Annotated in this window: 19 protein-coding genes; 4 read left to right on the top strand and 15 right to left on the bottom strand. The window is 60.1% G+C overall.

Features of this window, described 5'->3' with window-relative positions:
- Nucleotides 1-60: 60 nt before the first annotated feature.
- From ACSQ2Z_RS12805 to ACSQ2Z_RS12830, 6 genes are all read right to left on the bottom strand, one after another.
- On the bottom strand, nt 61-1623 hold the full coding sequence (locus ACSQ2Z_RS12805) for a caspase family protein (RefSeq protein WP_436081554.1): 1563 nt from the start codon (nt 1621-1623) through the stop codon (nt 61-63).
- The gene (locus tag ACSQ2Z_RS12810) at nt 1623-3161 is read right to left on the bottom strand and encodes a caspase family protein (protein WP_436081555.1); all 1539 of its coding nucleotides are present in this window, start codon (nt 3159-3161) and stop codon (nt 1623-1625) included. Before ACSQ2Z_RS12810 ends, ACSQ2Z_RS12805 begins: the two co-directional genes overlap by 1 nt.
- Nucleotides 3162-4052 carry an OmpA family protein gene (locus ACSQ2Z_RS12815; protein WP_436081556.1) on the bottom strand — a complete coding sequence of 297 codons (891 nt, stop codon included), beginning with the start codon at nt 4050-4052 and terminating at the stop codon, nt 3162-3164.
- A 73-nt stretch (nt 4053-4125) separates the two neighbouring features.
- Entirely contained in the window at nt 4126-7371 is a 3246-nt protein-coding gene (locus ACSQ2Z_RS12820; protein WP_436081557.1) for a c-type cytochrome, read from the bottom strand.
- A 47-nt stretch (nt 7372-7418) separates the two neighbouring features.
- Nucleotides 7419-8678, bottom strand: coding sequence for a ferredoxin reductase family protein (locus ACSQ2Z_RS12825; protein ID WP_436081558.1), 1260 nt, complete (start codon nt 8676-8678; stop codon nt 7419-7421).
- A gap of 187 nt (nt 8679-8865) precedes the next feature.
- Nucleotides 8866-9027, bottom strand: a complete 162-nt coding sequence (locus ACSQ2Z_RS12830; protein ID WP_436081559.1) for a hypothetical protein — start codon at nt 9025-9027, stop codon at nt 8866-8868.
- A 250-nt stretch (nt 9028-9277) separates the two neighbouring features.
- Here ACSQ2Z_RS12830 and ACSQ2Z_RS12835 point away from each other — a divergent pair, with 250 nt between their 5' ends.
- Nucleotides 9278-10789 carry a M10 family metallopeptidase gene (locus ACSQ2Z_RS12835; RefSeq protein ID WP_436081560.1) on the top strand — a complete coding sequence of 504 codons (1512 nt, stop codon included), beginning with the start codon at nt 9278-9280 and terminating at the stop codon, nt 10787-10789.
- A 77-nt stretch (nt 10790-10866) separates the two neighbouring features.
- Here the strand turns inward: ACSQ2Z_RS12835 and ACSQ2Z_RS12840 are convergent, their stop codons facing one another.
- Nucleotides 10867-11760: a dihydrodipicolinate synthase family protein gene (locus ACSQ2Z_RS12840; protein WP_436081561.1), complete on the bottom strand. Its 894-nt coding sequence runs from the start codon at nt 11758-11760 to the stop codon at nt 10867-10869.
- An 89-nt stretch (nt 11761-11849) separates the two neighbouring features.
- On the opposite strand from ACSQ2Z_RS12840, the gene ACSQ2Z_RS12845 reads away from it, so the two are divergent.
- On the top strand, nt 11850-12482 hold the full coding sequence (locus ACSQ2Z_RS12845) for a GntR family transcriptional regulator (RefSeq protein WP_436081562.1): 633 nt from the start codon (nt 11850-11852) through the stop codon (nt 12480-12482).
- Between the two features lie 75 nt (nt 12483-12557).
- Here ACSQ2Z_RS12845 and ACSQ2Z_RS12850 read toward each other — a convergent pair whose 3' ends face one another.
- The 5 genes from ACSQ2Z_RS12850 to cysG all read right to left on the bottom strand — a co-directional run bounded on the left by ACSQ2Z_RS12850 (nt 12558) and on the right by cysG (nt 17511).
- Entirely contained in the window at nt 12558-13370 is an 813-nt protein-coding gene (locus tag ACSQ2Z_RS12850) for a ferredoxin--NADP reductase (RefSeq protein ID WP_436081563.1), read from the bottom strand.
- 138 nt (nt 13371-13508) lie between these two features.
- Nucleotides 13509-14006 carry a DUF934 domain-containing protein gene (locus tag ACSQ2Z_RS12855; RefSeq protein WP_436081564.1) on the bottom strand — a complete coding sequence of 166 codons (498 nt, stop codon included), beginning with the start codon at nt 14004-14006 and terminating at the stop codon, nt 13509-13511.
- 32 nt (nt 14007-14038) lie between these two features.
- Nucleotides 14039-15712: a nitrite/sulfite reductase gene (locus ACSQ2Z_RS12860; RefSeq protein WP_436081565.1), complete on the bottom strand. Its 1674-nt coding sequence runs from the start codon at nt 15710-15712 to the stop codon at nt 14039-14041.
- A gap of 13 nt (nt 15713-15725) precedes the next feature.
- Nucleotides 15726-16040, bottom strand: a complete 315-nt coding sequence (locus tag ACSQ2Z_RS12865; RefSeq protein ID WP_436081566.1) for a DUF2849 domain-containing protein — start codon at nt 16038-16040, stop codon at nt 15726-15728.
- 1 nt (nt 16041) lies between these two features.
- Nucleotides 16042-17511 carry a siroheme synthase CysG gene (cysG, locus tag ACSQ2Z_RS12870; protein WP_436081567.1) on the bottom strand — a complete coding sequence of 490 codons (1470 nt, stop codon included), beginning with the start codon at nt 17509-17511 and terminating at the stop codon, nt 16042-16044.
- 243 nt (nt 17512-17754) lie between these two features.
- On the opposite strand from cysG, the gene ACSQ2Z_RS12875 reads away from it, so the two are divergent.
- Both ACSQ2Z_RS12875 and mazG read left to right on the top strand, forming a co-directional pair.
- Nucleotides 17755-18342 carry a nucleoside deaminase gene (locus ACSQ2Z_RS12875; RefSeq protein WP_436081568.1) on the top strand — a complete coding sequence of 196 codons (588 nt, stop codon included), beginning with the start codon at nt 17755-17757 and terminating at the stop codon, nt 18340-18342.
- A gap of 5 nt (nt 18343-18347) precedes the next feature.
- Nucleotides 18348-19181: a nucleoside triphosphate pyrophosphohydrolase gene (gene mazG, locus ACSQ2Z_RS12880; RefSeq protein WP_436081569.1), complete on the top strand. Its 834-nt coding sequence runs from the start codon at nt 18348-18350 to the stop codon at nt 19179-19181.
- A gap of 32 nt (nt 19182-19213) precedes the next feature.
- Here mazG and hflX read toward each other — a convergent pair whose 3' ends face one another.
- The 3 genes from hflX to ACSQ2Z_RS12895 all read right to left on the bottom strand — a co-directional run bounded on the left by hflX (nt 19214) and on the right by ACSQ2Z_RS12895 (nt 21832).
- A complete protein-coding gene (gene hflX / locus ACSQ2Z_RS12885) occupies nt 19214-20536 on the bottom strand; it encodes a GTPase HflX (protein ID WP_436081570.1) in 1323 nt (440 codons plus the stop codon).
- Between the two features lie 78 nt (nt 20537-20614).
- Nucleotides 20615-20857: an RNA chaperone Hfq gene (hfq, locus tag ACSQ2Z_RS12890; RefSeq protein ID WP_018325164.1), complete on the bottom strand. Its 243-nt coding sequence runs from the start codon at nt 20855-20857 to the stop codon at nt 20615-20617.
- 111 nt (nt 20858-20968) lie between these two features.
- Nucleotides 20969-21832: a D-amino-acid transaminase gene (locus ACSQ2Z_RS12895; RefSeq protein ID WP_436081571.1), complete on the bottom strand. Its 864-nt coding sequence runs from the start codon at nt 21830-21832 to the stop codon at nt 20969-20971.
- Nucleotides 21833-21851 lie beyond the last annotated feature (19 nt).

Consider the following 21851-nt stretch of genomic DNA (forward strand, 5'->3'; position numbering starts at 1 on the left):
CCCACAGCAGAAAGCCCGCGGCGACGGTCGCGGGCTTTCTGGCTCGAAGGCTCGCAATCCTTATTCTATCGTGTATTTCAGCGTTCCAAGCGACCATCGCAGGCCGCGGTTTTCGGTATCGCCCGTCCATGCCTTTTGGAGTTTGGCGACGATCTCGCTTAGTTTCCTTCGCGCGTCGAGTTCAGCGTTCAGCCCTTGCGCTGCCGGCGCTACGTCCCTCAGATCAAGGTCGTCGCTGACGACGATGGCCACCAGCATGTTTTCGCCGCTGCCATCCGCCTCGAAATCGAAGCCGTAATAGTCGTCCGGGATGGTCAGCGTCGAGCCGGCCGAAAGCGGCGTTATCTTCTGCGCCATCTCGTTCGGGAAAATCTGCGTCGCGACACCCTCGCGGTTCACATCGAGCAGCACCAGGTGGCCGTCATATTTGCTGGTGACGGAAATCTTGAAGGGTTGACCTTTTTTCAGCGTGGGACCGGTATCGAGCGAGACCGTCACATCGCCCGTATCGGCCTTGCCAATAATGTCGCCGATGGCTGCCACCGGATTTGCGTCGACATAGACCGGCGCTGCCCCAGCATCAATCTTCGCCTCCTGGTAAACCGATTCCGGCTTGCTTTGTTGCTGGCCCGCGACCGTTGCGGTCTGGTCCGGTTTGTATGGTTCCGGCTTGGCAACACTCGCACCGAGCGCATTGGGGACACTCTCCAGTTGTGGGTCGAGATTGTCGCAATTTTCCTGATTCCTGCAGTATTCCTTGGACTTTGTCGTCACATACTGGAAGAGCTCTGCATTACTCACCAGGCCGTTGGAATTTCCATCCGATTCCGAAGGCTTGTAGCCGGCTACATAGGCCGATGTAAAAACGCCGTGACGGTCTTCGATCGGCAACCGGACATCGTCCCAGGCGACCTGATAGGGGGCGGCTGCGCTCCACGCCGTGATGCCACCGGCTGTCAGTTGTGCCGGCTTGTCGACAACACCCAGATCAATCCGCAGGCCGCGCGTCATCTTGTCCTTCGATGCTTTGGCGAAGGGACGCGGCAGATAGCGCGCGCCGCTCATGCCCGAAAGCTTTTCGGCCGAAAGAGCGCGGGAGATCGTGCCGGAATGGCAGGCGTCGATGACCAGTGTCACCGCCCTGCCCTTCATCTTCTCCAGCAACACTTCCAGATCGTCATCGAGAACGACGTTCGTCCAATCCGCTTCGCCCGCCTTGATGTCGTAGGTGGACAATGCCTCGTCCATCCCGTCCTCTTCATCCTTGCTGACGTCCTTCACCTGAAGGCCATGTCCGGAAAAGTAAAAGTAAATCCGGTCGCCGGGCGCGGTTCCAGTGATCAGCCAATCGTTGATCGAGGACAGGATCGCCTCGCGACTGGCCTTATCGTCGGTCAAAATGCGAATAGCTTCCGGCTTGAAGGACAGCGTGGTGATCAGCAGCGCCTCGATCGCCTTGACGTCGTTCTTCGGCCCATGGAGATACATGTCCTCCGGCAGGTTTTCATAAGTGCCGATGCCGACCAGCAGCGCCCGGTCTTCCGCCTTTGCCGCCGGCGACTGCGCCAACAGCAAGGCCAACGCACCAAGCAGCAATCCCAAGACAGTTCGCAACAGGGCCATCAGAGTCTTTCCCGGGTATAGAGCGGCTGGATCGCGACGCTTGTATCGGTACCGTCTATCCGCGTCATCAGCAGTTGCAGCAGCGTCGAGGCATCGACGTTCTTGCTCGCCAGCGCAGCGCCAATGGCGTCGATCGGCTCATTGGTTGAAATGGCGATAAGGTGATCGGCACCGAAAGGTTCGACCACCTGCAAGTCGGTCAGCTTGAACTCGTGACTTTCAGTCCCTTCCGCCTGCACGTCCAGCAATTGCACTTCACCGGTATTGGCGAGGTTAAAGACGATCATGTTCTTGTATCCAGAGGCTGGTGCGTCGAAGGCCAATCGGTCACCGGCCGCATAGATATCCTTTTGCGGCGTCAACGATACGGTGCCGGGATTCTGGCTCGCCATTGCCTTCAGAAAATCGAGCAGAATGAATTTGTTGACGACGGCCTGGACATTGCCTTCGCTGATGTTCTCGCCGGCCACGTCCCCGTTCGGCGTATAGAAGACGCCGCCCGCCGCATCCCAGCGGTAGGGCACACCGCTGCCGCCAGTATTTTCCGGGACCATCTGCGAGCCGCTGACCGTCAGCGCCAGCTTACCGTCCCAGCCAGTTTCGCTCACCGGCTTGTGTGTTTTCTGCACGCTTTGATCGGCGGCCGTCACTACGCTGCGGGTCAGCGGCATGACCACCTCATCCTGGGAGCGCGGCACTTGTGGCGTGAAATTCGGGACCTGCAGGGCCTCGGACTGATGCTTCACATTGGCAAAGACATAGTCTTCCAGCTCGACCCGGGAGATCCGGCCATCCTGATTCCGATCCGCTGCCCCCTCGACCGCGCGGGCAAAACTCCAGCTCAGAGCTCCGCGCGCTTCGCCGCCGATGATCACTTCCGGCGAAGGCTGGCTTTCCAGCGAGGCGGCAAGCACCGTCACCTGGCGGAATTGCACCTCCTTGACCTGAGCTCCCGAGACCGCCTCCTCAGAGGGCGGCGGCAGCTTGACGGTGACCGCAGGGGCAAGCCGTGTCTTGCCGGAAAAGGCGCGGCTCATACCCCCTGAATGGCAGCTATCAGACACAAACAGCACATGCACACCCTTGGTTTCGGCTTCTGAAAACCAGGCGTTCAGCTCATTGTCGACGATGATCTCGCGATCGGTCTCCTCAGCCCGGCTGCGGTCAAAGCCGGGCAACTGCAGGAATTCATCCAGCCCATCCGCCTCATCGCCGGCAACGAGCTCCGGCATCTGCGCCCCGTGGCCGGCATAGGTGAGAATGATCGTGTCGCCCTCGCCAGCTGCATCGATAAAGCCCGTCCAGGCGGCGCGGATATCATCCTTGCGCGCGGCCGCATCGAAGAAGGTTGATATCTGGTCAACGCCCGCGCGGCGCAACGCGCCTTCGACGTCGGTCGCATCCTTCACCGCGCCATCAAGGCTCACTTCATAGGGATAAGCATCAACGCCGACCACCAGGGCATAGGTTTTCGCCGACGTGGCACTGAGCGGTGCGGCGAAGACCAGAAGGGAAAGGAGCAGGCCGCGCAGCATCATTCAGTTCTCCACATCGACTTCCACGCGCCGGTGCATCTGGTTGAGTGTTTCTGCGTCATAGGCGCTGGCATCGTCCGCCTCGAAGGGTTCGTCCTCGCCCCTGCCGACGGTTTTCCACTCTCCGGCATATCCTTCGGCGGCAAGGTATTGCCCCAACGCCTCGGCGCGCTCCAGCGACAGCGCGCGGTTGGCCTCAGCACCTCCAATCGGGTCCGTGTGACCGATCAGCGTGATGGCCTTCGGCTTCACCGACTTAAGACACTCGGAAAGGTCCTTGGCCGATTCCAGCCCCTCCGGCGTGAATTCGGCGGTGCCGAAAACGTATCGCACCGGCGTCGATTTCTTCTTCAGGGAAACGCCGCGATAGCTGACCTTGCAGGCGCCGCGCATGGCGAGTTTCACGGGCCGCGGTGCCGCCAGCCGCATTTCGGTCGCCATGCGATCGAGCCGGACAATGTATTTTGCATCCGGGGCCATCCAGCCCGGCGTCATCACTTCGTTCGACGCATCCTCCAACGCCAACTGGTAGTAGCGCGCTGCCGCCTCATAGTCCCGACGGTCGCGGTTGATATCGCCCAGCGCGTCGAAGACCTGCCAAGGTGCCGCATTGCTTGTGCGGATCGTTTCGAGTTCCGGCTCGAAATCCGTAAGGTCAGCGCCCTGCCCAACGGCGCCGACGATCCGGTTGAACGACGCGAGCGCCGCGACACGATTGATCATCGCCTTGTCATCCGCCGTACAGCCCGGCGCCCGGCCGCCGGCAATCTGCTTGGCCAGGGCCTCATTTCCGGCGTTGGTTGCCTCGGCAACCTGCGTAAGCGCGTCGCAAGCCGCAAAGGCCGGGCCAGCGGCGAACAATGCCAGTAGCGATGTCACAACCACGATCTTCATGGCGCCGTCTTCTCCATGCCGTTCCACAGTGTTTCGAACATCGCCCGGCCGCCGATAGCGACCGGGCGCTCCGTCATTGCTTGATTTCGAACGTTACGACCTGGAGGCCGCTTGCGCCCTTGTCGTCTTCGGCCTTCTTCGCCAGGTTGATGGCGAGCCCGCGCGTCGGGGGCAGATGCGATTCTGCCACCAGCTGGCGTGCCCGTTCCACTGTGAGCTTTCGATCGCCAAGACCGCCTTCACGGCAATAAGCGATCATCGTCTCGGCTGGCGCCGGCGTATCGAAGGTGAGGTTGCCGGTGCCTGGTTGCGGAATCTGGCGCTTCTCGCCGGCCTGCAATGTCGTATTGCCGATCATTGCATCCGGTATGACCTCGACATTGCCGGTCTCCTCGACATAGAGCACCTGCAGTTCGCAGGCCTTATTGGAGCTCAGCTCGAAAGAGAGCTGATCGCCAACCTTGGCCGTCGTCGAAGCGACCTGGAGCGCGAGCTCCAGTTTGCCTTCGACCGGCTTTTCCTGCCGGTAGGCCGGTGTTGCCGCCGCGATCGTCTCGGCCTTGACCGGCGTTTGCTGGGCCGTCTGGCCGGCCACCTCCTGGGTTTGCGCGGCAGCCGCAACACGAACTGTCGTCGTATCGAGCGCTTTCAATTGCATCAGCGGTGACAGAAGCAGCGGGAATTGCTGCTCGACCTCGGCGCGCGGGATGGTGCCGCCCGCTTCCAGCGTCGTCACCCAATCGAGCCCCAGCCGCAGGACATCGACATCCTCGACCCGCTTGATCGTCGCGGAAAACGCGTCCGGCTTCATGTCGAATTCCGCCGCCAACGCTTCGAAATCGAGTTCGTCCTCATATTTGTCGCCGAAATAGGTGACGAGTTCCGCGTTGCCGGGCGCCAGCATGCTTTGCGCGCTGCCATCCGGCGTCGGCTCGGTCACGCCCAGCTTCACAAGAGCCTCCACGAAGCGCTGGCGATCCTTGTCATAGGCGGCGTCGAGTTCTTCCTGCGGCACGTACATATCGAGCAGGATCGCCTGCTGATCCTTGCTGAACAGTGTCGAAGTCTGGATGTGCTCGCGCAACTGGTCGCGTTTCGACAGGATGCCATTGGCGTGGCAATCGAAGCAGGACCGGGCGTTGGTGATTTCGACCCCCTTGCCGATCGGCCGCTCGCGGAACGAGACGATGCTGGTCGGGCCAACATCGAGCTGCTTTCCTTCCGCGTTGGACAGGTAGTATCCCTGCAACCCGTTCGGCAACGAGAAAATCATTTCGCCGCCGTCATGCTGGAAGGCGGTCAGGCCGGCGTCGAGCGGTTCGATCTCCTTCGGGCCGTGCGGGAAGCGCTTTAACACCTGTTTGCCGACATCGCCGCCGAAATCATAGGATTTCCAGTAGTAGCCGCCGAACGGCATGTCATGGCGTTCGAGCATGCGGTTATGATCCGATACCCCGGATGAGCCGTCGGCAAAGCCGGCCCTGAGCACCTGACGGCGGCGGATGTTCTCATCCACATTGATCTGAAAGCGCTTCTCGAGCTCGCGGATCTGGGTCGGCAGTTTCATCAGTTGATTGTAGATCTTCGGTTTGGCGGCATTGGCCATGAACCAGTCGATGCGCATGATCGGCAGGACGGTGTCCGTCTCCTTGGTCAAGGCCAGAAGCGAGGCGTCGCTCGCCGGATCGACGCCATAGAAATATTGCGAGATCAAGAAGTTATAGTCCTCGGCCGACCATTGCAGGTCGCGAAGGTCGACGCGCACCATCAGACCATTCGTCCCTTCGACCTCCTGCGGCAGCACCAGCTTCGGGCCATAGGACAGCGAGTTCAAGAGCTTCTTGAAGCCACCGGCCAGCACGTCCATGCGCTTCATGAAGGTCTTGTCCGCCTCGCAGCCCATCATGCCGTTATACTGATTGCGATAGGAGAAATAGCGCATGAATTGCCGGTCGAGCTCGCCGACCTTGGAAATGTCCTTCAGCCCGGCCTCGATGAAATCGCGATAGGAGAGCATCGGCCGGGTGCGGTCCGGCTTGGTCGCCGCCGTCTGCGGCAGGTTCGACTGATTGAGCGAATTGATCCAGTCCTCGAGGCTCTTGACCTCCTCTGTGGTCGGGCGCTTGCCAAGCGGCATGCGGCCACTCGTGACCGACGTGAACAGCCGGGATTTCGAAGCATCGCCGGGAACGACGAAGGCCGCGTCGGCAGCGATCGATTTCAGGTCGCCGGCTGGATAGCTGCCCTGCGAGCTTTCGCCTGGCCCATGGCAATTGCGGCAATATTTGCCGATGAAGGCATCAGCCTGCGTCGCAAGGGTCGCGTTATCCCCTGACAGGGCGGATTCCGGCGTGCTTTCCTTGCAGACGGCGGTCGCCGATTGTGCGACGGGCTCCGGCGGCTTGACCTCGCGGTCGGACAGGAAGGCATAGATGGCCGTCCTGTCCTTCTCAGTCAGCTTCGAAAGCCCGCGCGCGATCTCGCGCATCACCGGATCGGTCAGCGGCGCGCCGGACAGTTTCTTGCCTTCGTCGATCAGCCCGACGGTGAAGACTTCGGGAGAGGCAAGGCTTGCCATGCGCGCCTTGGTGATATCGGGCGCAACCGCACCGGTCAGGCCCTTTTCGCCCGCATAGGCGTTTTCGGTATCAAGGCCGTAGGTGGTGGTTCGGGGCGTATGGCAATCACCACAGCCACCGACGTTTTCGACGAGATAACGACCGCGCTCCATCTGCGTCTCTTCGCGCGACTGATACACCGGTACATTGAAATGACTGCGCTTCCACAACGTGATCGTCGTCTGGCGGCTATAGGGGAAGGCGATCTCGTGTTCCTGCGATACTGCGTCGGATTGCACCAGCTTATCGATATAGGCCTTGATGTCGAGAACGTCCTCCGGCTTCATGCCACCATAGGACGTATAGGGCATGACCGGATAGAGATGGTTGCCGTCACGGTCGATTCCCTGCATCACCGCGTTGAGAAACTGCGCATTGCTCCAGCCGCCGATACCATTGGTATGGGGCGAAATGTTCGGCGCGTAGAACTTGCCGATCGCCGTATCCATCTCCATGCCGCCGGAAAGCAGTTCCGTATTGCTGCCGGACCCATGGCAGGCGCCGCAGCCCGCAGCGTTAAACAGATATTTGCCATTGTCGACATTTGCCTTGTAGGTCGCATAGGCATCATCGGCAAACGCGTCGCGCGCGGAGGCTGTCCCCGGACAGTGGGCAATCGCCAGGACGGCCGCGGCCATCGCAAACACATGTCGCGGCATGCTGCGGATCATTTTCCCAGGCAGTTGATCGAACATGCGCATGGCTTGTCCCCCTTGCTTTCTCAAACGATAAAATATGCAATGCGGTATTACCGGAACTCGAACAATTCGAACTCGACCCGTCTGGGCTTTTTCCCGAGCTCTTCCAGTCCTTTTTCAATGGCTTTTCGTAGAGGCGGCGGCCCGCAGAACCAGAGGTCTGCCCCCGCCGGATCGACGGCGCTCGCTGCTGCGAGTTTCGCCGCATCGAGCCGTCCGTCGGTTTTGGAATCATGCAGCGTAAAACTGAAATTCGGAAGTTTTTCTGCCTGTGCCTCGAGCGTCTCGAGACCGATCGCCTCGCTTCGATCACGCACGCAATATACCATATGAATGTCCTGGCCCTCATCACCCTTGAGGCGCCCGGCCATCGCAAGGAAAGGCGTTACGCCGATACCGCCGGCAAGCCAGATCTGCTTCTTGCCGCCGCGGCGATGGTTGAAACGGCCGTAGCCACCCTCGAGCTTCAGTCGATCGCCGACGGCAATGTTTTCACGCAGCGCCCTGGTGTAGTCCCCCAACGGCTTGATCGCGAAACGGACGATACCGCCCTCTTCCATACCGGCGATCGTGAATGGATGCGGCTCGCGCAGACCCGGCTTGTTGACCCTGAAAAAGCCGAACTGACCCGGTTTCGCCCTGAGCGGCCGGCCGGCCGGACGCGCCGAAATGATCGTCGCACCATCATGGCGCGTTACGTCGAAGACCTCGTAGGTCCGCGTGCGCAGCCACGGGAAAAGCTGGGTATAGATATAGCTCGCGGTGCCGATCAACGCGACGATGTTGAGATAGGTCGCCAGCATCGCGGTACCGTCATAGGGCCTCTTGATGAAAGTCTGGTGGAAGGCCACCATGATGAACAGCAGACCGATGAACCGATGCGTCAGCCGCCAGTAGTGATAGGGGATCTCGATTTTCGTCTTCGGGATGAACTTGAAGATGCTCAAGAGCAGCAGCACCACCAGGCCATAGAACGCATACTCCCCCATGGATGCAGCCAGCTTGTTCAACCCGCTCGTCAGCGACAGGCCCTTGAAATCCGGCGTGATGAAATAGTGGACGAGGATCAGGATGAAAACCGTGATGCCCACCCGCCGATGGGTCCGGTAGATTCGGTCAAGGCCGCCGAAAAGGCGCTCTACCAGCGGTGGGCGCGTCGCCATGAACTGAGCGATCGCCATGCCGGTAAAAGCCATCGACGAGGCCATCAGCGAGAAGGTTGTGCCTGCATTGGTGTGACTGACCGCGGGAACGGCCAGAAGCCCCGCAATGCCCATCAACGACCAGACAAGACCAGCACCGACACTCACAGAATATCCCTCACATTCCCGCAGTTGCCGGAATCCCCGAGGCAAGACTGGCAAGCCCCTCAAGCTTCGTCAACAGCTATTGTAGACCATACGATTTTCGGTCTGGCTTTATTCGGCATGCTCAAGTTTTTGTCTTTGCGGGCAAATTCCGCTTTGAGCAAAAGCATGGAGACGAGACATTCGCAGGTTACTTCAGGCCGCCCTTTGCAAGCGCCTCGCGCGCCTTTTCGACCAGCGGATGATCCGGATGACGGCGAATGAAGCGCTCATAGGCTTCGCGCGTCCCCTTCTTGACGGCACCGTTATATTCGGACTGGACGGCGGCCTCTATGTCTGGCGGGGGGAGCATGTCTTGTCCTTGTGTCGATATCTGCGCATGGGCATGAGGCACCGCTGCCAGGATCGCGACGGCAATGGCTGCGGCCGTAAAAAGAAATTGTTTCGGCGATGTCCTGAATTTTATCACGGGTCACTTCGTCTTTTAACAATACGCTTACAATTTTTGATATCCATGGCCCTTAGATTCGCCTCGCATGTTTGGCATAAGGCCAAGCGGCATAATACACGCAAGAGGCAAAAAGCGTTAGCAGGAGATACGTTTGACTGGCACGAGCAAGACGACAAGAACCATTTCCGCTACCGGCAATGCGCTGATCGACGGCGTTCTGACCGAGACGGCCTGGGGCGATTCCACCATAACCTATGCTTTTCCAACCAGCGCCAGCAGCTATAGCTATGGCCCGGAAAAAAATAATGGGTTCGCCGCCATCTCGACCGCGCAGACAAACGCCGCGCTTTTCGTTCTGGAGCAATCCTACGGCTCTGCCGCCAATGACGGCTTTTCCGTCGAGGGGTTCACCAATGTGAACTTTGCCAGCGGCGACGGCAGCAGCGCCACCATCCGCGTCGCCCAGTCCGATTACTCCGGCATCGGCACAGCCTATGCCAATATGCCATGGGAAGAATATGCACCGGCCGGCGATGTCTGGTTCGGAACAGAATATGACGAATACAGGAGCCCCGTCGCCGGCAACTACGCCTGGCACACGATGATCCACGAGCTCGGACATACGTTGGGGCTGAAACACGGCAACGAAACCGACGTTTACGGCTCTTTGCCAACGGCCTATGATTCGCTCGAATATTCGGTGATGACCTATAGGGGCTACGTCGGTGATACCGGCGAAGCTTACTCCTACGAAAAATATGGTGCGCCCCAGACGTTCATGATGGCTGATATTGCAGCGCTTCAGGAAATGTATGGCGCCGATTATTCCACAAACAGCGGCAATACGGTCTACAAATGGACGCCGGCCAGCGGCCAGACGATGGTCGACGGCGAGGTGGCGATCGCGCCGGGTGACAGTCGCATCTTCGCCACCCTCTGGGATGGCGATGGCAACGACACGTTCGACCTCACCGCCTATAGCGACAACCTCAAGATCGATCTTCGTCCCGGCAAGGCGTCGCTTTTCAGCGAGGACCAACTGGCCTATCTGGGCGGCGGTCCCAATGATGGTTATGCCAGAGGCAATATCTTCAATGCGCTGCTCCACGATGGCGACACCCGATCCCTGATCGAAAATGCCAAGGGCGGTTCGGGCAACGACCAGATCACCGGCAATCAGGCGGCGAACTCTTTGCTAGGCAATAGCGGCAACGATACGCTGAAAGGCGAAGATGGAAGCGACGTGCTCATCGGCGCATCCGGTGCCGATGAGCTCTACGGCGGGGCCGCCGCCGACCGGCTCTACGGTGGTGCGGGCGCCGACGATCTCACCGGCGGTAGCGGCGCCGACTTTTTCCTGTTCAAGGTGCGCACAGAATCGACGGTGGCTACATCCGGCCGCGACACAATTTTCGATTTTGCCGCTTCAGAGGGCGACAGAATCGACCTCTCCGGCATCGACGCCAATGTTAAAGCCACAGGCAACCAGGCGTTCAGTTTCCGCGGCACGGCCGCCTTCACCGGTGCGGCTGGCGAACTCAGATACGTGAAAGGGTCGTCGGACACCTATATCTATGGTGACGTGAACGGCGACAAGAAGGCGGATTTTGCCATCCACCTTGATGACGCGATCTCGATGCAGAAAGGCTATTTCGTTCTCTAGAAAGCGCCCGCCATTTGATAAAAAGAGGCTGGATCATCACGATCCGGCCCCCCTTTTTTCTTGATCCGACCCGGAAGTCAGAGCGTGGGAAGTTCCGGGCGCACGGCAAGCGCCTTTTCGATGATCGCAGCCACGCGCTGGCGCTCGGCACCGGACAGCGGCAGGCGCGGCGCGCGGACGCGGTCGTTGCTGTCGATGGCAAAGACTTCGGCAAGCTTGATGTTCTGGACGAGATTGGTCGAGACATCGAGATCGAGCAGCGGCCGGAACCAGCGATAGATGGCGCGGGCCTCGTCCAGACGGCCGGCCTGGACCAGCTTCCAGATTGCCACGGTCTCCTTCGGAAAGGCCACGACAAGGCCGGCGACCCAGCCGTCAGCACCCATCAGCAGGCTTTCGAGTGCCAGATTGTCGACGCCGGTGAAACAATCGAAACGGTTGCCGAAGCGCGTCAGGACGTCGGTGACGCGACGGATGTCGTCGGTCGATTCCTTCATGGCAACGACGAGATCGTTCTTTGCCAATTCATCGAACATCGAGAGAGTGACATCGACGCCATAGGCGACGGGATTGTTATAGACCATGATCGGCAGGCCGCCGGCAGCGGCAATCGCCTGGAGATGACCGAGGGTTTCGGCCGGCGCCGACTTGTAGGGAACGCCCGGCAGAACCATGAAGCCATCGGCACCGGCCTTGGCAGCCGCCTTTGCCGCAGCCTCGCCGCGGCGTGTGGAACTTTCGCAGACGGTCATCAGCACCGGCTTCTTGCCGGCGACCGATTTGGCGATTTTCAGAATTTCCAGTTTCTCTTCCGGATCAAGCGTCATCGCCTCGCCGAGCGAGCCGCAGACGATCATGCCGTCGACGCCGGCGTCGAACTGAAGCGCAAAGCAACGCTCCATCTCCGCCTTGTCGAGATCGCCTTCACCTGTGAATTTCGTTGTTACTGCCGGGAATACGCCGCGCCACATGGGAACCTCCATTGCTGTGATATATCAGCATTCTTGCCATCCATTTTCCGTTGTGTCAATGTCTGATATATCAGAGTTCAGGGAAAAACATGCCAGGATCATCACCGTCATCATCATCGCAGGCGCATCTTGCCTATCTGACGCTTGAAAGCCTCATCGTCACCCTGAAGCTCCGGCCCGGCTCGCTGGTGACGGAAAAGCAGATGATCGATCTGGCCGGCCATGGCCGCACACCGGTGCGGGAAGCAATCCAGAAGCTGTCATGGCAGGGTCTGATCGAGGTTCGCGCCCGCGTCGGGCTGCAGATCGCCGTGATCAAACCCGACGATCACCGCCATGTCATGCAGGTGCGCCGCACGCTGGAGCCGCTCGCCGCGGCCCTCGTCGCCGAACATGCAAGTGCGCAAGCGCGCGCGGCCATGATCGAATGTGCCCAAACGATGACGGCCTGCTCGATCAATGCCGACATGGAGGGCTTTCTTGCTGCCGACAAGGCTTTCGATGAAATCATGGAAGCCACCTGCCCCAACACCTACCTGACATCGGCCCTGGCGCCCCTGCAGACGCACGCGCGAAGGCTGTGGTTCAGTGCCGCTTCAACGCAACGCATGGACCGCTCGGTGGATCTGCATGTCAAAGTCATTCGCGCCATCAACCAGGCGGACCCGAAGGCGGCATCAGCGGCGATGGAAAAGCTGATGGATTATCTCGGCGAACGGTAGCGCGTTGCCACCTTGCATCGCAAAAACAGAAAAGGCGGCCCGCAAGCCGCCCTCAACGTCCAAACAGCAGTGGCGTCAGCCGACAAAGGCCCGTTCGATGACGAATTCACCCGGTTTGTTGTTGGCGCCTTCGGTCAGGCCGGCGGCTACGAGTATTTCCTTGGTTTCCTTCAGCATCTCGGTCGAGCCGCAGATCATGCCGCGATCGACAGCCGGATCGAAGGCCGGAAGGTTCAGGTCGGAAAACATCTTGCCGTCGCGCATCAGGTTGGTGATGCGGCCCTTGAAAGGATAATCCTCACGCGTCACCGTCGCGTAGTGCCGCAGCTTGTCGCCGACCAGTTCCGCCAGGAATTCGTGGTTACGGATTTCCTCGATCAGGTCGAAGCCGTATTTCAGTTCGGCGACGTCGCGGGTCGTATGCGTCAGGATGACCTCTTCGAACTTCTCGAAGGTTTCCGGATCGCGGATCAGGCTCGCGAACGGCGCAATGCCTGTGCCGGTCGAGAACATATAGAGGCGCTTGCCGGGCGTCAGGGCATCGAGAACGAGCGTGCCGGTCGGCTTCTTGCGCATGAGAACCTGATCGCCGGGCGTGATGCCCTGCAGACGCGACGTGAGCGGACCATCCGGCACCTTGATCGAGAAGAATTCGAGTTCGTCGTCCCATGCCGGGCTTGCTATCGAATAGGCGCGATAGATCGGCTTGCCGTCGACCATCAGGCCGATCATCGCAAATTCGCCCGAACGGAAGCGGAATTCAGCCGGACGCGTCATCCGGAAGCTGAACAGCCGGTCCGTATAGTGCTTCACGGCAGTCACCGTTTCGGCGAACACGCCAGCGGGCACGGTTGGTGCAAATTCTTCGATCTTGGCAGGAGCATTCATCTCGGCGTCAGGTCCTGTAATGATGACTGTTTATTTCAGGTATCAGCGGATATTCCAAACGGCACGGCTTTGGAAGCAAATCCGTTCCAATTATAGCGCTTTTTGCGAATTGATGCGCGCTTTAGACTGTCGCAGCTCTCAGGAGACCCGGCGCCAGCTGTAGGATTTCGCATCCGCCGACGGGCGGGCCGTCGGCTGATAGTGGTTGTCTATGCCCGGCAGCCGGCCTTCGGAGAGGCGCTTGAGAGCCGTTGCGTTGGTGACGGCAAAGCTGTCGATGCCACAGCGCAGCATCAGCGGCACCTGGTCGATCAGAACATCGCCGACGGCGCGGATTTCCTTGTCATAACCGAGGCGTGCCCTGAGCAGCGAGGCATGGCTGAAAGCCCGGCCATCGTTGAAAGCCGGGAAAGCCACCGCGATCAACGAGATCTGCTCGATAAACGGAAGAAGTCGCGTCACATCTTCGGCTGGACTGATCAGCACACCGAGCCCGCTGTCCCCGGACGATGCCTTTTCGATGAAGGCATCAAGGCCAAGGATGGCCTTCTCGTTCGAGCCAGCCTTGGTTTCCTCGGTCTCGACGACCCAGGGATCGTCCGTCACGAAGCCGGTTTCTTTCCAGATTTTCGTCATGTCTCTGTCCTTGCGCCTCATTTCCCCGGGCATTAGGCGGCTTCCTGGGCGCTGCCGCCGTACAATGCATCCTTGAAGGGCTGCGGGCCAACACGGCGATAGGCATCAAGGAAAATCTCAGATGAATCCTGGCGCAGGCCAAGATAGGTGTTGACGATCGTCTCGATCGCATCCGTCACCTTTTCCGGCTCGAATCCGCGCCCGATGATTTCGCCGATCGAGGTGTTCTCGTCGCCCGAACCGCCGAGCGTGATCTGGTAGAGCTCGGCCCCCTTCTTCTCGACACCCAGAAGGCCGATATGGCCGACATGGTGGTGGCCGCAGGCGTTGATGCAGCCGGAAATCTTGATCTTCAGCTCGCCAATCTCCGCCTGCCGATCCGGGTTGCCGAAGCGGGTCGAGATTTCCTGCGCCAACGGGATCGAGCGCGCATTGGCAAGCGCGCAGTAGTCCAAACCGGGACAGGCAATGATATCCGTGATCAGTCCGGCATTGGCCGTCGCAAGGCCTTGGGCAACCAGTCCGCGGTAAAGCGACTCGAGATCGGCCAGCGCCACATGCGGGAAGATCACGTTCTGCTCATGGCTGATGCGGATTTCATCGAAGGCGTATTCTTCAGCGAGATCGGCGATGGCATCCATCTGGCTGTCACTGGCGTCGCCCGGAATGCCGCCGATCGGCTTCAGCGAGATCGTCACCATGCCGTAGTCGGGATGCTTGTGCGGCTGAACGTTCTGCTGCACCCAGCGGGCGAAATCCGGATCGGCCTTCTTCCAGCCGGCCAGATTGGCCCAGCCTTCCGGCCGCTGGTTAAGCGGCGGCAGGGCGAAATAGGTAGTGATCGCCTGGATGTCGGCTTCCGGCAGCTTCAGTTCGGTGTTCTTCAGTTCAGCAAACTCCGCGTCGACCTGCCGCGCCAATTCCTCGGCACCGGTTTCGTGAACGAGGATCTTGATGCGGGCCTTGTACTTGTTGTCGCGGCGGCCATGGAGATTGTACACGCGCATGATCGCGGTCGTGTAGGACAAGAGGTCCTCTTCCGGCAGGAAGTCGCGGATTTTCTTGGCGATCATCGGGGTACGCCCCTGCCCGCCGCCGACATAGACGGCAAAGCCGATCTCGCCTTTTTCGTTCTTCTTCAGGTGCAGGCCGATGTCGTGCACCTGGATCGCTGCGCGGTCGCGCTCGGCGCCCGTGACGGCGATCTTGAACTTGCGCGGCAGGAAGGAGAATTCCGGGTGAACCGACGACCATTGACGCAGGATTTCGGCGTAGGGGCGCGGATCGGCGACCTCATCGGCGGCGGCACCGGCGAAATGGTCGGCGGTGACATTGCGGATGCAGTTGCCCGACGTCTGCAGCGCGTGCATCTCGACCGATGCGAGTTCGGCCAGGATATCCGGCGTATCCGAAAGCTTCGGCCAGTTGTACTGGATGTTCTGGCGCGTGGTGAAATGCCCGTAGCCGCGGTCATACTTGCGGGCGATATGGGCGAGCATGCGCATCTGCCGGCTGTTCAGCGTGCCATAGGGAATGGCGACGCGCAGCATGTAGGCATGAAGCTGCAGGTAGACGCCGTTCATCAGCCGCAGCGGCTTGAACGCATCTTCGGCAAGCTCGCCGGAAAGACGGCGCGCCACCTGATCGCGGAACTGCTCAACACGGCCGGAGACAAAGGAATGGTCGAATTCGTCGTAACGGTACATCGTCTTCTTTTCCTCAAGCCGCCTGCACGGGGCCGGTCAGGCCCTTGTATCCCGGCGCATAATCGATCGTCGGCCCTTCGGCGCGAACACGCTCGCGCAGGCGCAACGGCCGCAGGACGCCCGCTACTTCTTCAATATCAATGACATTGACGTCAACCACCTTGTTGTCGGCAAAGGCCGATTTTCCGGCTGCCTCGAGAGCGGCGACGGCTTCGGCATGCCGGGCGACGAAGGCGTCCTGCAGCGATTCCACCCAATGGCCGGAGGCGTCGAGCCAGACGGAGATTCCGTCGGACAGGCGGTTCGCGGTCAGCACTTTGTCGGCCATGTCAGTTCCTCACTTCGTCTTCATGTTTGCGCGACAAGTCCGCGCTACGCGCAGGAGCGGTCTCGCCACCGGCCTTCGCCCTCACAAGCGGCTTCGAGCGTTCGAAATTCGCTCCGGCGACGGCATCGCCGATAATCACCATGACCGGCCCGTCGAGTTCATCGCGGTATTGCAGATCCGGCAGATCCTTCAGCGTACCGTGCAGCAGCTTGCGTTCCGCGCGGCTGGCGTTTTCGACGACGGCCACCGTGGTTTCGGAGGGAAGCCCCGCCTGCATCAGCCGGGCAGCGACAGATGCCGCGACCGTGCGGCCCATATAGACGGCAATTGTCGCGCCGGAAATGGCAAGACGCGCCCAATCAGGCAGAACATCGCCGGTCAGGTCGTGGCCCGTCGTGAAGATCAGCGAGGAAGCCACACCGCGCAGCGTCAGGGGCAGCTCAAAATCGGCGGCGGCGGCGAAGGCGGAGGTGATGCCGGGCACGATCTCATAGGTAATCCCGGCGTCGCGCAGCGCAGCCATTTCTTCACCGGCACGGCCGTAGACCAGCGGATCGCCGGACTTGAGCCGCACGACACGCTTGCCGTCCTGACCGAGGCGAACCAGCAATTGGTTGATTTCTTCCTGCGACTTCGAGTGGCAGCCCTTGCGCTTGCCGACCGGCAGGCGTTCGGCATCGCGGCGGCCCATGTCGACGATCGCCTGCGGCACCAGAGCATCGTAAACAATGACGTCGGCTTCCATCATCACGCGCTGCGCCCGCAGAGTCAGAAGGTCCTCAGCGCCCGGACCGGCACCGACCAGCCAGACATGGCCGGGAACGCGATCCACCGACCGCAGCAGCCTGGATGCCTCGCGGCGGGCTTCCGCCACATTGCCGAGCGCGACCTGATCTGCAACGGCACCGGAGAAAAAGCGGCGCCAGAAGACGCGCCGCGACACGCCGCGCGGCAAGAGGCGGTCGGCAGCGTCCCGATAGGCCTGCGCCAGCGAAGCAAGCGCGCCGAGCGAGGGCGACAGCAGTTGATCGATCTGGGCGCGGATCATCTGCGCCAGCACGGGACCAGCGCCTTCGGTTCCGATCGCCACCGCCACGGGCGCACGATTGACCAGCGCCGGCGTCAGGAAATCGCAGAATTCCGGTTGGTCGACCGCGTTGGCGGGAATTTTGTTTTCACGCGCAGCCGTCACGATGATACGATCCTGCACCGCATCGCCGGTGGCGGCAAAGACCAGCGTCGCGCCTTCGAGCTGGACGGCACTAAACGGCTCTTGCACTGTCTCAATGGCATTCGCAGCCAGAAAAGCCGCGAAATCCGCTTCCGGTTCATCCGCGTAGGCGACGATCCGGGCCTGGGTGTTCATCAGCAGCCGCACTTTGGCGAAAGCCTCGTCGCCATTGCCGAACACCGCCACGCTTTTTTGCGCAACGCGAAAGAAGGCCGGGAATACGGTCAGCTGCTCGGTCATGAGGCTAGGAATGATCCTGTTGCAGGTTCTGGGGAATATCCCTTTTATCGAAGGAAAATTGAAGAAACAGAAATTCGCAGGCTTTTGGAGCAGCGTATTCTTTTGCTCGACATCAGCATAAATTGAGCAAATATCTCCGGCTAGGCGCGGCTGCAACAGCGGCTTGACGCGGCCATGCGGCATTGCGTATTGCCATCCATAGCCTTTTAAATGCTGCCATGCCCTTTCCGGAGTCACAATACGATGACGAATTCCGATCTCGCCGAACGCCTTCTGACCGTCATCGAGGCCGACATTCTTCCGCTGACGGAAAAGGGCGTCAGCGCCGGCAACAAGGTCTTCGGCGCCGCCATCCTGCGCAAATCGGACCTCTCTCTGGTGATCGCCGAAACGAACAACGAAACCGAAAATCCGCTCTGGCACGGCGAAGTGCATACGCTGAAACGCTTTTACGAACGAGCAGAGAAGCCGGACACCAAGGATTTGATTTTCCTGTCCACCCACGAGCCCTGCTCGATGTGCCTTTCGGCCATTACCTGGGCCGGCTTCGACAATTTCTACTATTTCTTCAGCCACGAGGATTCCCGCGACGCCTTTTCCATCCCGCACGACCTGAAAATCCTCAAGGAGGTTTTCCGGCTTGATCCCGGCGGCTACGCGAAGACCAATGCCTTCTGGCGATCCTCGTCGATCGCCGATCTGATCGCGACATCCGACGAGACCGCGAAATCGGCGCTGCGATCCCAGGACAAGCGCATCCGCGAAAAATACCAGTCCCTGTCCGATGCCTACCAGTCCGGCAAGGACGACAACGCGATCCCGCTGAATTGAGCCCCATGCACCCCTCCAAGGACATCACGCGCCTCCTCGACATCATGGCAGCCCTGCGCCAGCCGGAAACCGGCTGCCCATGGGATGTCGTCCAGACCTTCGAGACGATCAAGCCCTACACGCTGGAAGAAGCCTATGAGGTTGCCGACGCCATCGAGCGCGGCGACATGGATGATCTTTGCGACGAGCTCGGAGACCTTCTGCTGCAGGTGGTCTTTCACGCCCGCATGGCTGAGGAAGCGGGAGACTTCGCCTTCGGCGACGTGGTCGAGGCAATCACGCGCAAGATGATCCGCCGTCATCCGCATGTCTTTGCCCGTTCGGATGCTGACACGCCGGAAGCGGTCAAACTGCAGTGGATCGAGATCAAGCAGGCGGAAAAAGACGAACGACGAGAGCGGCGCGCGCGGCACGGTTTGCCCGAAGATGGAAACAAAGGTCATCTCGGCTCGGTCCAGCGCAGTTTTCCAGCCCTCGTCGAAGCGCTGAAGCTGCAGGAGCGAGCGGCAAAAGTCGGCTTCGACTGGTCATCGCCGGAACCGATCCTCGACAAGATCGAGGAAGAGATCGCCGAACTGCGCGAAGCGCTCGCTGCCGACGACAAGGCCAAGGTGGCGGACGAGCTCGGCGACCTGATCTTCGCCGTCGTCAATATCGGCCGCCATGTCGGCGCCGATCCGGAAATGGCTCTGCGCGGAACAAACACCAAGTTCCGGCGTCGCTTCAGCCACATCGAGACGGAATTGGATGCGGCCGGCGAAAGCCTGGAAGCGGCAACGCTGGAGCAAATGGAAGAACTCTGGCAGGCGGCAAAGGCGATCGAGCGGCAGCTAACGTAACGGCATTCCGCAACGCTAGGCCATTCCGAAACCTACCAATCCCGAGCGGCTTTCGGACCATTGCCCAGCCGGCGCTCGAGCTCTTCCGCCTCAGTGGCCGTCAAGCGTAGATCCAGGCTGACCGATCCGTCTTCCAGGTCTTCGCGGCCGTCGACGATTGCGTGCCCGTAAACCCATGGCAGCAATTGCAGCTTCGCGACCGGCAGCACGACCGTGCATTCGGTCATGACGCCGGAAAGCCGGCTGCCGATTTCCTCGAGCAGGTGATCGATACCATCGCCGGTGATCGCCGAGACAGCGGTGGTATTGCCCGTGTTTTCAGCCTTCTGCACGAGGCCAGCCCGGGTTTCGGCGTCAAGCAGGTCGATCTTGTTCCAGACCTCAATGATTCGCTCTGTCCTTGCCTTCTCGTCGATGCCGAGATCGGTCAGGATACGCAGCACGTCTTGCGCCTGCACCTGATTGTCGGGGTCTGCGAGATCGCGGACATGCAGGATCAAGTCGGCTTCCAGAACCTCTTCCAGCGTCGCCCGGAAGGCGGCGACCAGATGCGTCGGCAGGTCCGAGATGAAGCCGACCGTGTCGGACAGGATCACCATCCGCCCGTGCGGCAGCTTCATGCGGCGCAGCGTCGGATCAAGCGTGGCAAACAGCATATCTTCAGCAAGAACGCCAGCGCCGGTAATGCGATTGAACAGGGTCGATTTGCCGGCATTGGTATAGCCGACAAGGGCGACGATCGGATGCGGTACCTTCTTGCGCTTGGCGCGGTGAAGCTGGCGCGTGCGGCGGACCTGCTCCAGTTCCTTCTCCAGCTTGACGATCTTTTCCTGCAGCAGCCGGCGGTCGGCTTCGATCTGCGTTTCACCGGGACCGCCCATGAAACCGGCACCGCCGCGCTGGCGCTCGAGGTGGGTCCAGCTGCGGACCAGCCGGCCCTTCTGGTAGTTCAGATGCGCAAGATCTACCTGCAGCGTGCCTTCCCGGGTGGAGGCGCGGCGACCGAAGATTTCAAGGATGAGACCCGTCCGGTCGATGACCTTGCAGTTCCATTCTTTTTCGAGGTTTCGCTGCTGAACCGGCGTCAGCGGATGATCGACGATCACCAGGCCGGCATTGTTCTCGATGAGCAGATGACCGATTTCCTCGATCTTGCCGCTTCCAAGCAGCGTTCCGGGTTTCGGTTGGGCGATGGGTACGATCGTGCCGTGCACGACCTCCAGATCGATCGCAAGTGCCAGCCCGATGGTTTCCTCAAGCCGGCTTTCGTCGCTGCGCGTCGATGTCGCGACAATCACGTCCGCGCTCTGTCTGCCGGCCTTTTTCAGGACCGGGACAATGACCACCGCGCGCATGTCATCACGAAGCTTTTCGAGCTCCGGGATGATCGACGCCGATTTTGTATCACGTTTGGTAATGTGCCTTGTATCCCGTCAGGACGCAGATTCTTCACTCTCGAACATCTGCATCGGCTGGCCCGGCATGATCGTCGAGATCGCGTGCTTGTATACGAGCTGGGAATGCCCGTCACGCCGCAAGAGGACACAAAAGTTGTCGAAAGACGTGACAACGCCCGTCAGTTTCACACCATTGATAAGAAATATCGTCAGAGATATCTTCTGCTTGCGGACGGTGTTGAGAAAAAGATCCTGCAAGTTCTGAGAACGTTCCGCCATAGCGCCGCTTCTTTCTTATTTGCCGGTTCAATGTAACCGGTTGATTATTCGTGCTGTTTATCTCGAACGCCGTCAGAAGTCCTCTTCATGGCGTCCCCCAGGATTTTGGTATCAAATCGCAGTCTTTTCCGCAATGTCGAAAAAGGCTTCACGAATTTTCTGTGACACGCTGCCAGGGTGACCGTTGGCGATGGTTTTACCGTTAACTGCGACCACCGGAAAACAGATGCTTGTCGCCGCAGTGATGAAAACTTCGCGCGCGCCAAGCATTTCCTCGACCGAAAATGCGCGCTCCTCTATGTCGATGCCGGTCGCGGCAGCCACGTCCATCAGGGTCGTGCGGGTGATGCCGCGAAGAATGCCGTGATCGGCATGGCGCGTCCGGAGCGTCCCGTCCTTGTCGACGATCCAGACATTGGTCGCAGCGCCTTCCTTCACCGTGCCATCCGGCTCGACGAAGATCGCCTCCTGGGCGCCCTCCTCCTTCGCCGCCTGCCGGGCGAGAACGTTCGGCAGGAGCCCGACGGTCTTTACGTCGACACGATCCCAGCGGTTTTCCGGCACGGTAATCGCGCGGATTCCAACTGCGTTCTTCCTTGCGATGAGGGAAGCGTCGGTTCTCCTTGCCGTGACGACGAGTGTCGACGGCGTTCCTTCTGCCGGAAAGACATGATCGCGGCGCGCTGCTCCGCGCGTCACCTGCAGGTAAAAAAGGCCGTTGCATATCCGGTTGCGCCGCAACACTTCGCGAATGACGACAACGAGTGCCGCCCGCGTCATCGGCCAGGCAATCCGGATTTCGTTGAGCGATCGATCGAGTCGGTCGAGATGCCGCGTCAAATCGACGATGTAGCCGTGGCGAACCTCGCAGACTTCATAGACGCCGTCGGCGAATTGAAACCCCCGGTCCTCGATATGGACGGCGGCATTGGCATGGCGCTGGTAGGCGCCGTTGACATAGGCAATTCTTGACATGGGTGGCTCGTCTCAAGAG

This window comes from Pararhizobium sp. LjRoot235 (assembly GCF_964254145.1).
Classification (GTDB): domain Bacteria; phylum Pseudomonadota; class Alphaproteobacteria; order Rhizobiales; family Rhizobiaceae; genus Pararhizobium.

Excerpts from the sequence above, each read along its gene's own strand:
- ACSQ2Z_RS12805 (WP_436081554.1), bottom strand. The coding sequence starts at position 1,623 with ATGGCCCTGTTGCGAACTGTCTTGGGATTGCTGCTTGGTGCGTTGGCC.
- ACSQ2Z_RS12810 (WP_436081555.1), bottom strand. The coding sequence starts at position 3,161 with ATGATGCTGCGCGGCCTGCTCCTTTCCCTTCTGGTCTTCGCCGCACCG.
- ACSQ2Z_RS12815 (WP_436081556.1), bottom strand. The coding sequence starts at position 4,052 with ATGAAGATCGTGGTTGTGACATCGCTACTGGCATTGTTCGCCGCTGGC.
- ACSQ2Z_RS12820 (WP_436081557.1), bottom strand. The coding sequence starts at position 7,371 with ATGCGCATGTTCGATCAACTGCCTGGGAAAATGATCCGCAGCATGCCG.
- ACSQ2Z_RS12830 (WP_436081559.1), bottom strand. The coding sequence starts at position 9,027 with ATGCTCCCCCCGCCAGACATAGAGGCCGCCGTCCAGTCCGAATATAAC.
- ACSQ2Z_RS12840 (WP_436081561.1), bottom strand. The coding sequence starts at position 11,760 with ATGTGGCGCGGCGTATTCCCGGCAGTAACAACGAAATTCACAGGTGAA.
- ACSQ2Z_RS12845 (WP_436081562.1), top strand. The coding sequence starts at position 11,850 with ATGCCAGGATCATCACCGTCATCATCATCGCAGGCGCATCTTGCCTAT.
- ACSQ2Z_RS12850 (WP_436081563.1), bottom strand. The coding sequence starts at position 13,370 with ATGAATGCTCCTGCCAAGATCGAAGAATTTGCACCAACCGTGCCCGCT.
- ACSQ2Z_RS12855 (WP_436081564.1), bottom strand. The coding sequence starts at position 14,006 with ATGACGAAAATCTGGAAAGAAACCGGCTTCGTGACGGACGATCCCTGG.
- ACSQ2Z_RS12860 (WP_436081565.1), bottom strand. The coding sequence starts at position 15,712 with ATGTACCGTTACGACGAATTCGACCATTCCTTTGTCTCCGGCCGTGTT.
- ACSQ2Z_RS12865 (WP_436081566.1), bottom strand. The coding sequence starts at position 16,040 with ATGGCCGACAAAGTGCTGACCGCGAACCGCCTGTCCGACGGAATCTCC.
- cysG (WP_436081567.1), bottom strand. The coding sequence starts at position 17,511 with ATGACCGAGCAGCTGACCGTATTCCCGGCCTTCTTTCGCGTTGCGCAA.
- ACSQ2Z_RS12875 (WP_436081568.1), top strand. The coding sequence starts at position 17,755 with ATGACGAATTCCGATCTCGCCGAACGCCTTCTGACCGTCATCGAGGCC.
- mazG (WP_436081569.1), top strand. The coding sequence starts at position 18,348 with ATGCACCCCTCCAAGGACATCACGCGCCTCCTCGACATCATGGCAGCC.
- hflX (WP_436081570.1), bottom strand. The coding sequence starts at position 20,536 with ATGCGCGCGGTGGTCATTGTCCCGGTCCTGAAAAAGGCCGGCAGACAG.
- hfq (WP_018325164.1), bottom strand. The coding sequence starts at position 20,857 with ATGGCGGAACGTTCTCAGAACTTGCAGGATCTTTTTCTCAACACCGTC.
- ACSQ2Z_RS12895 (WP_436081571.1), bottom strand. The coding sequence starts at position 21,832 with ATGTCAAGAATTGCCTATGTCAACGGCGCCTACCAGCGCCATGCCAAT.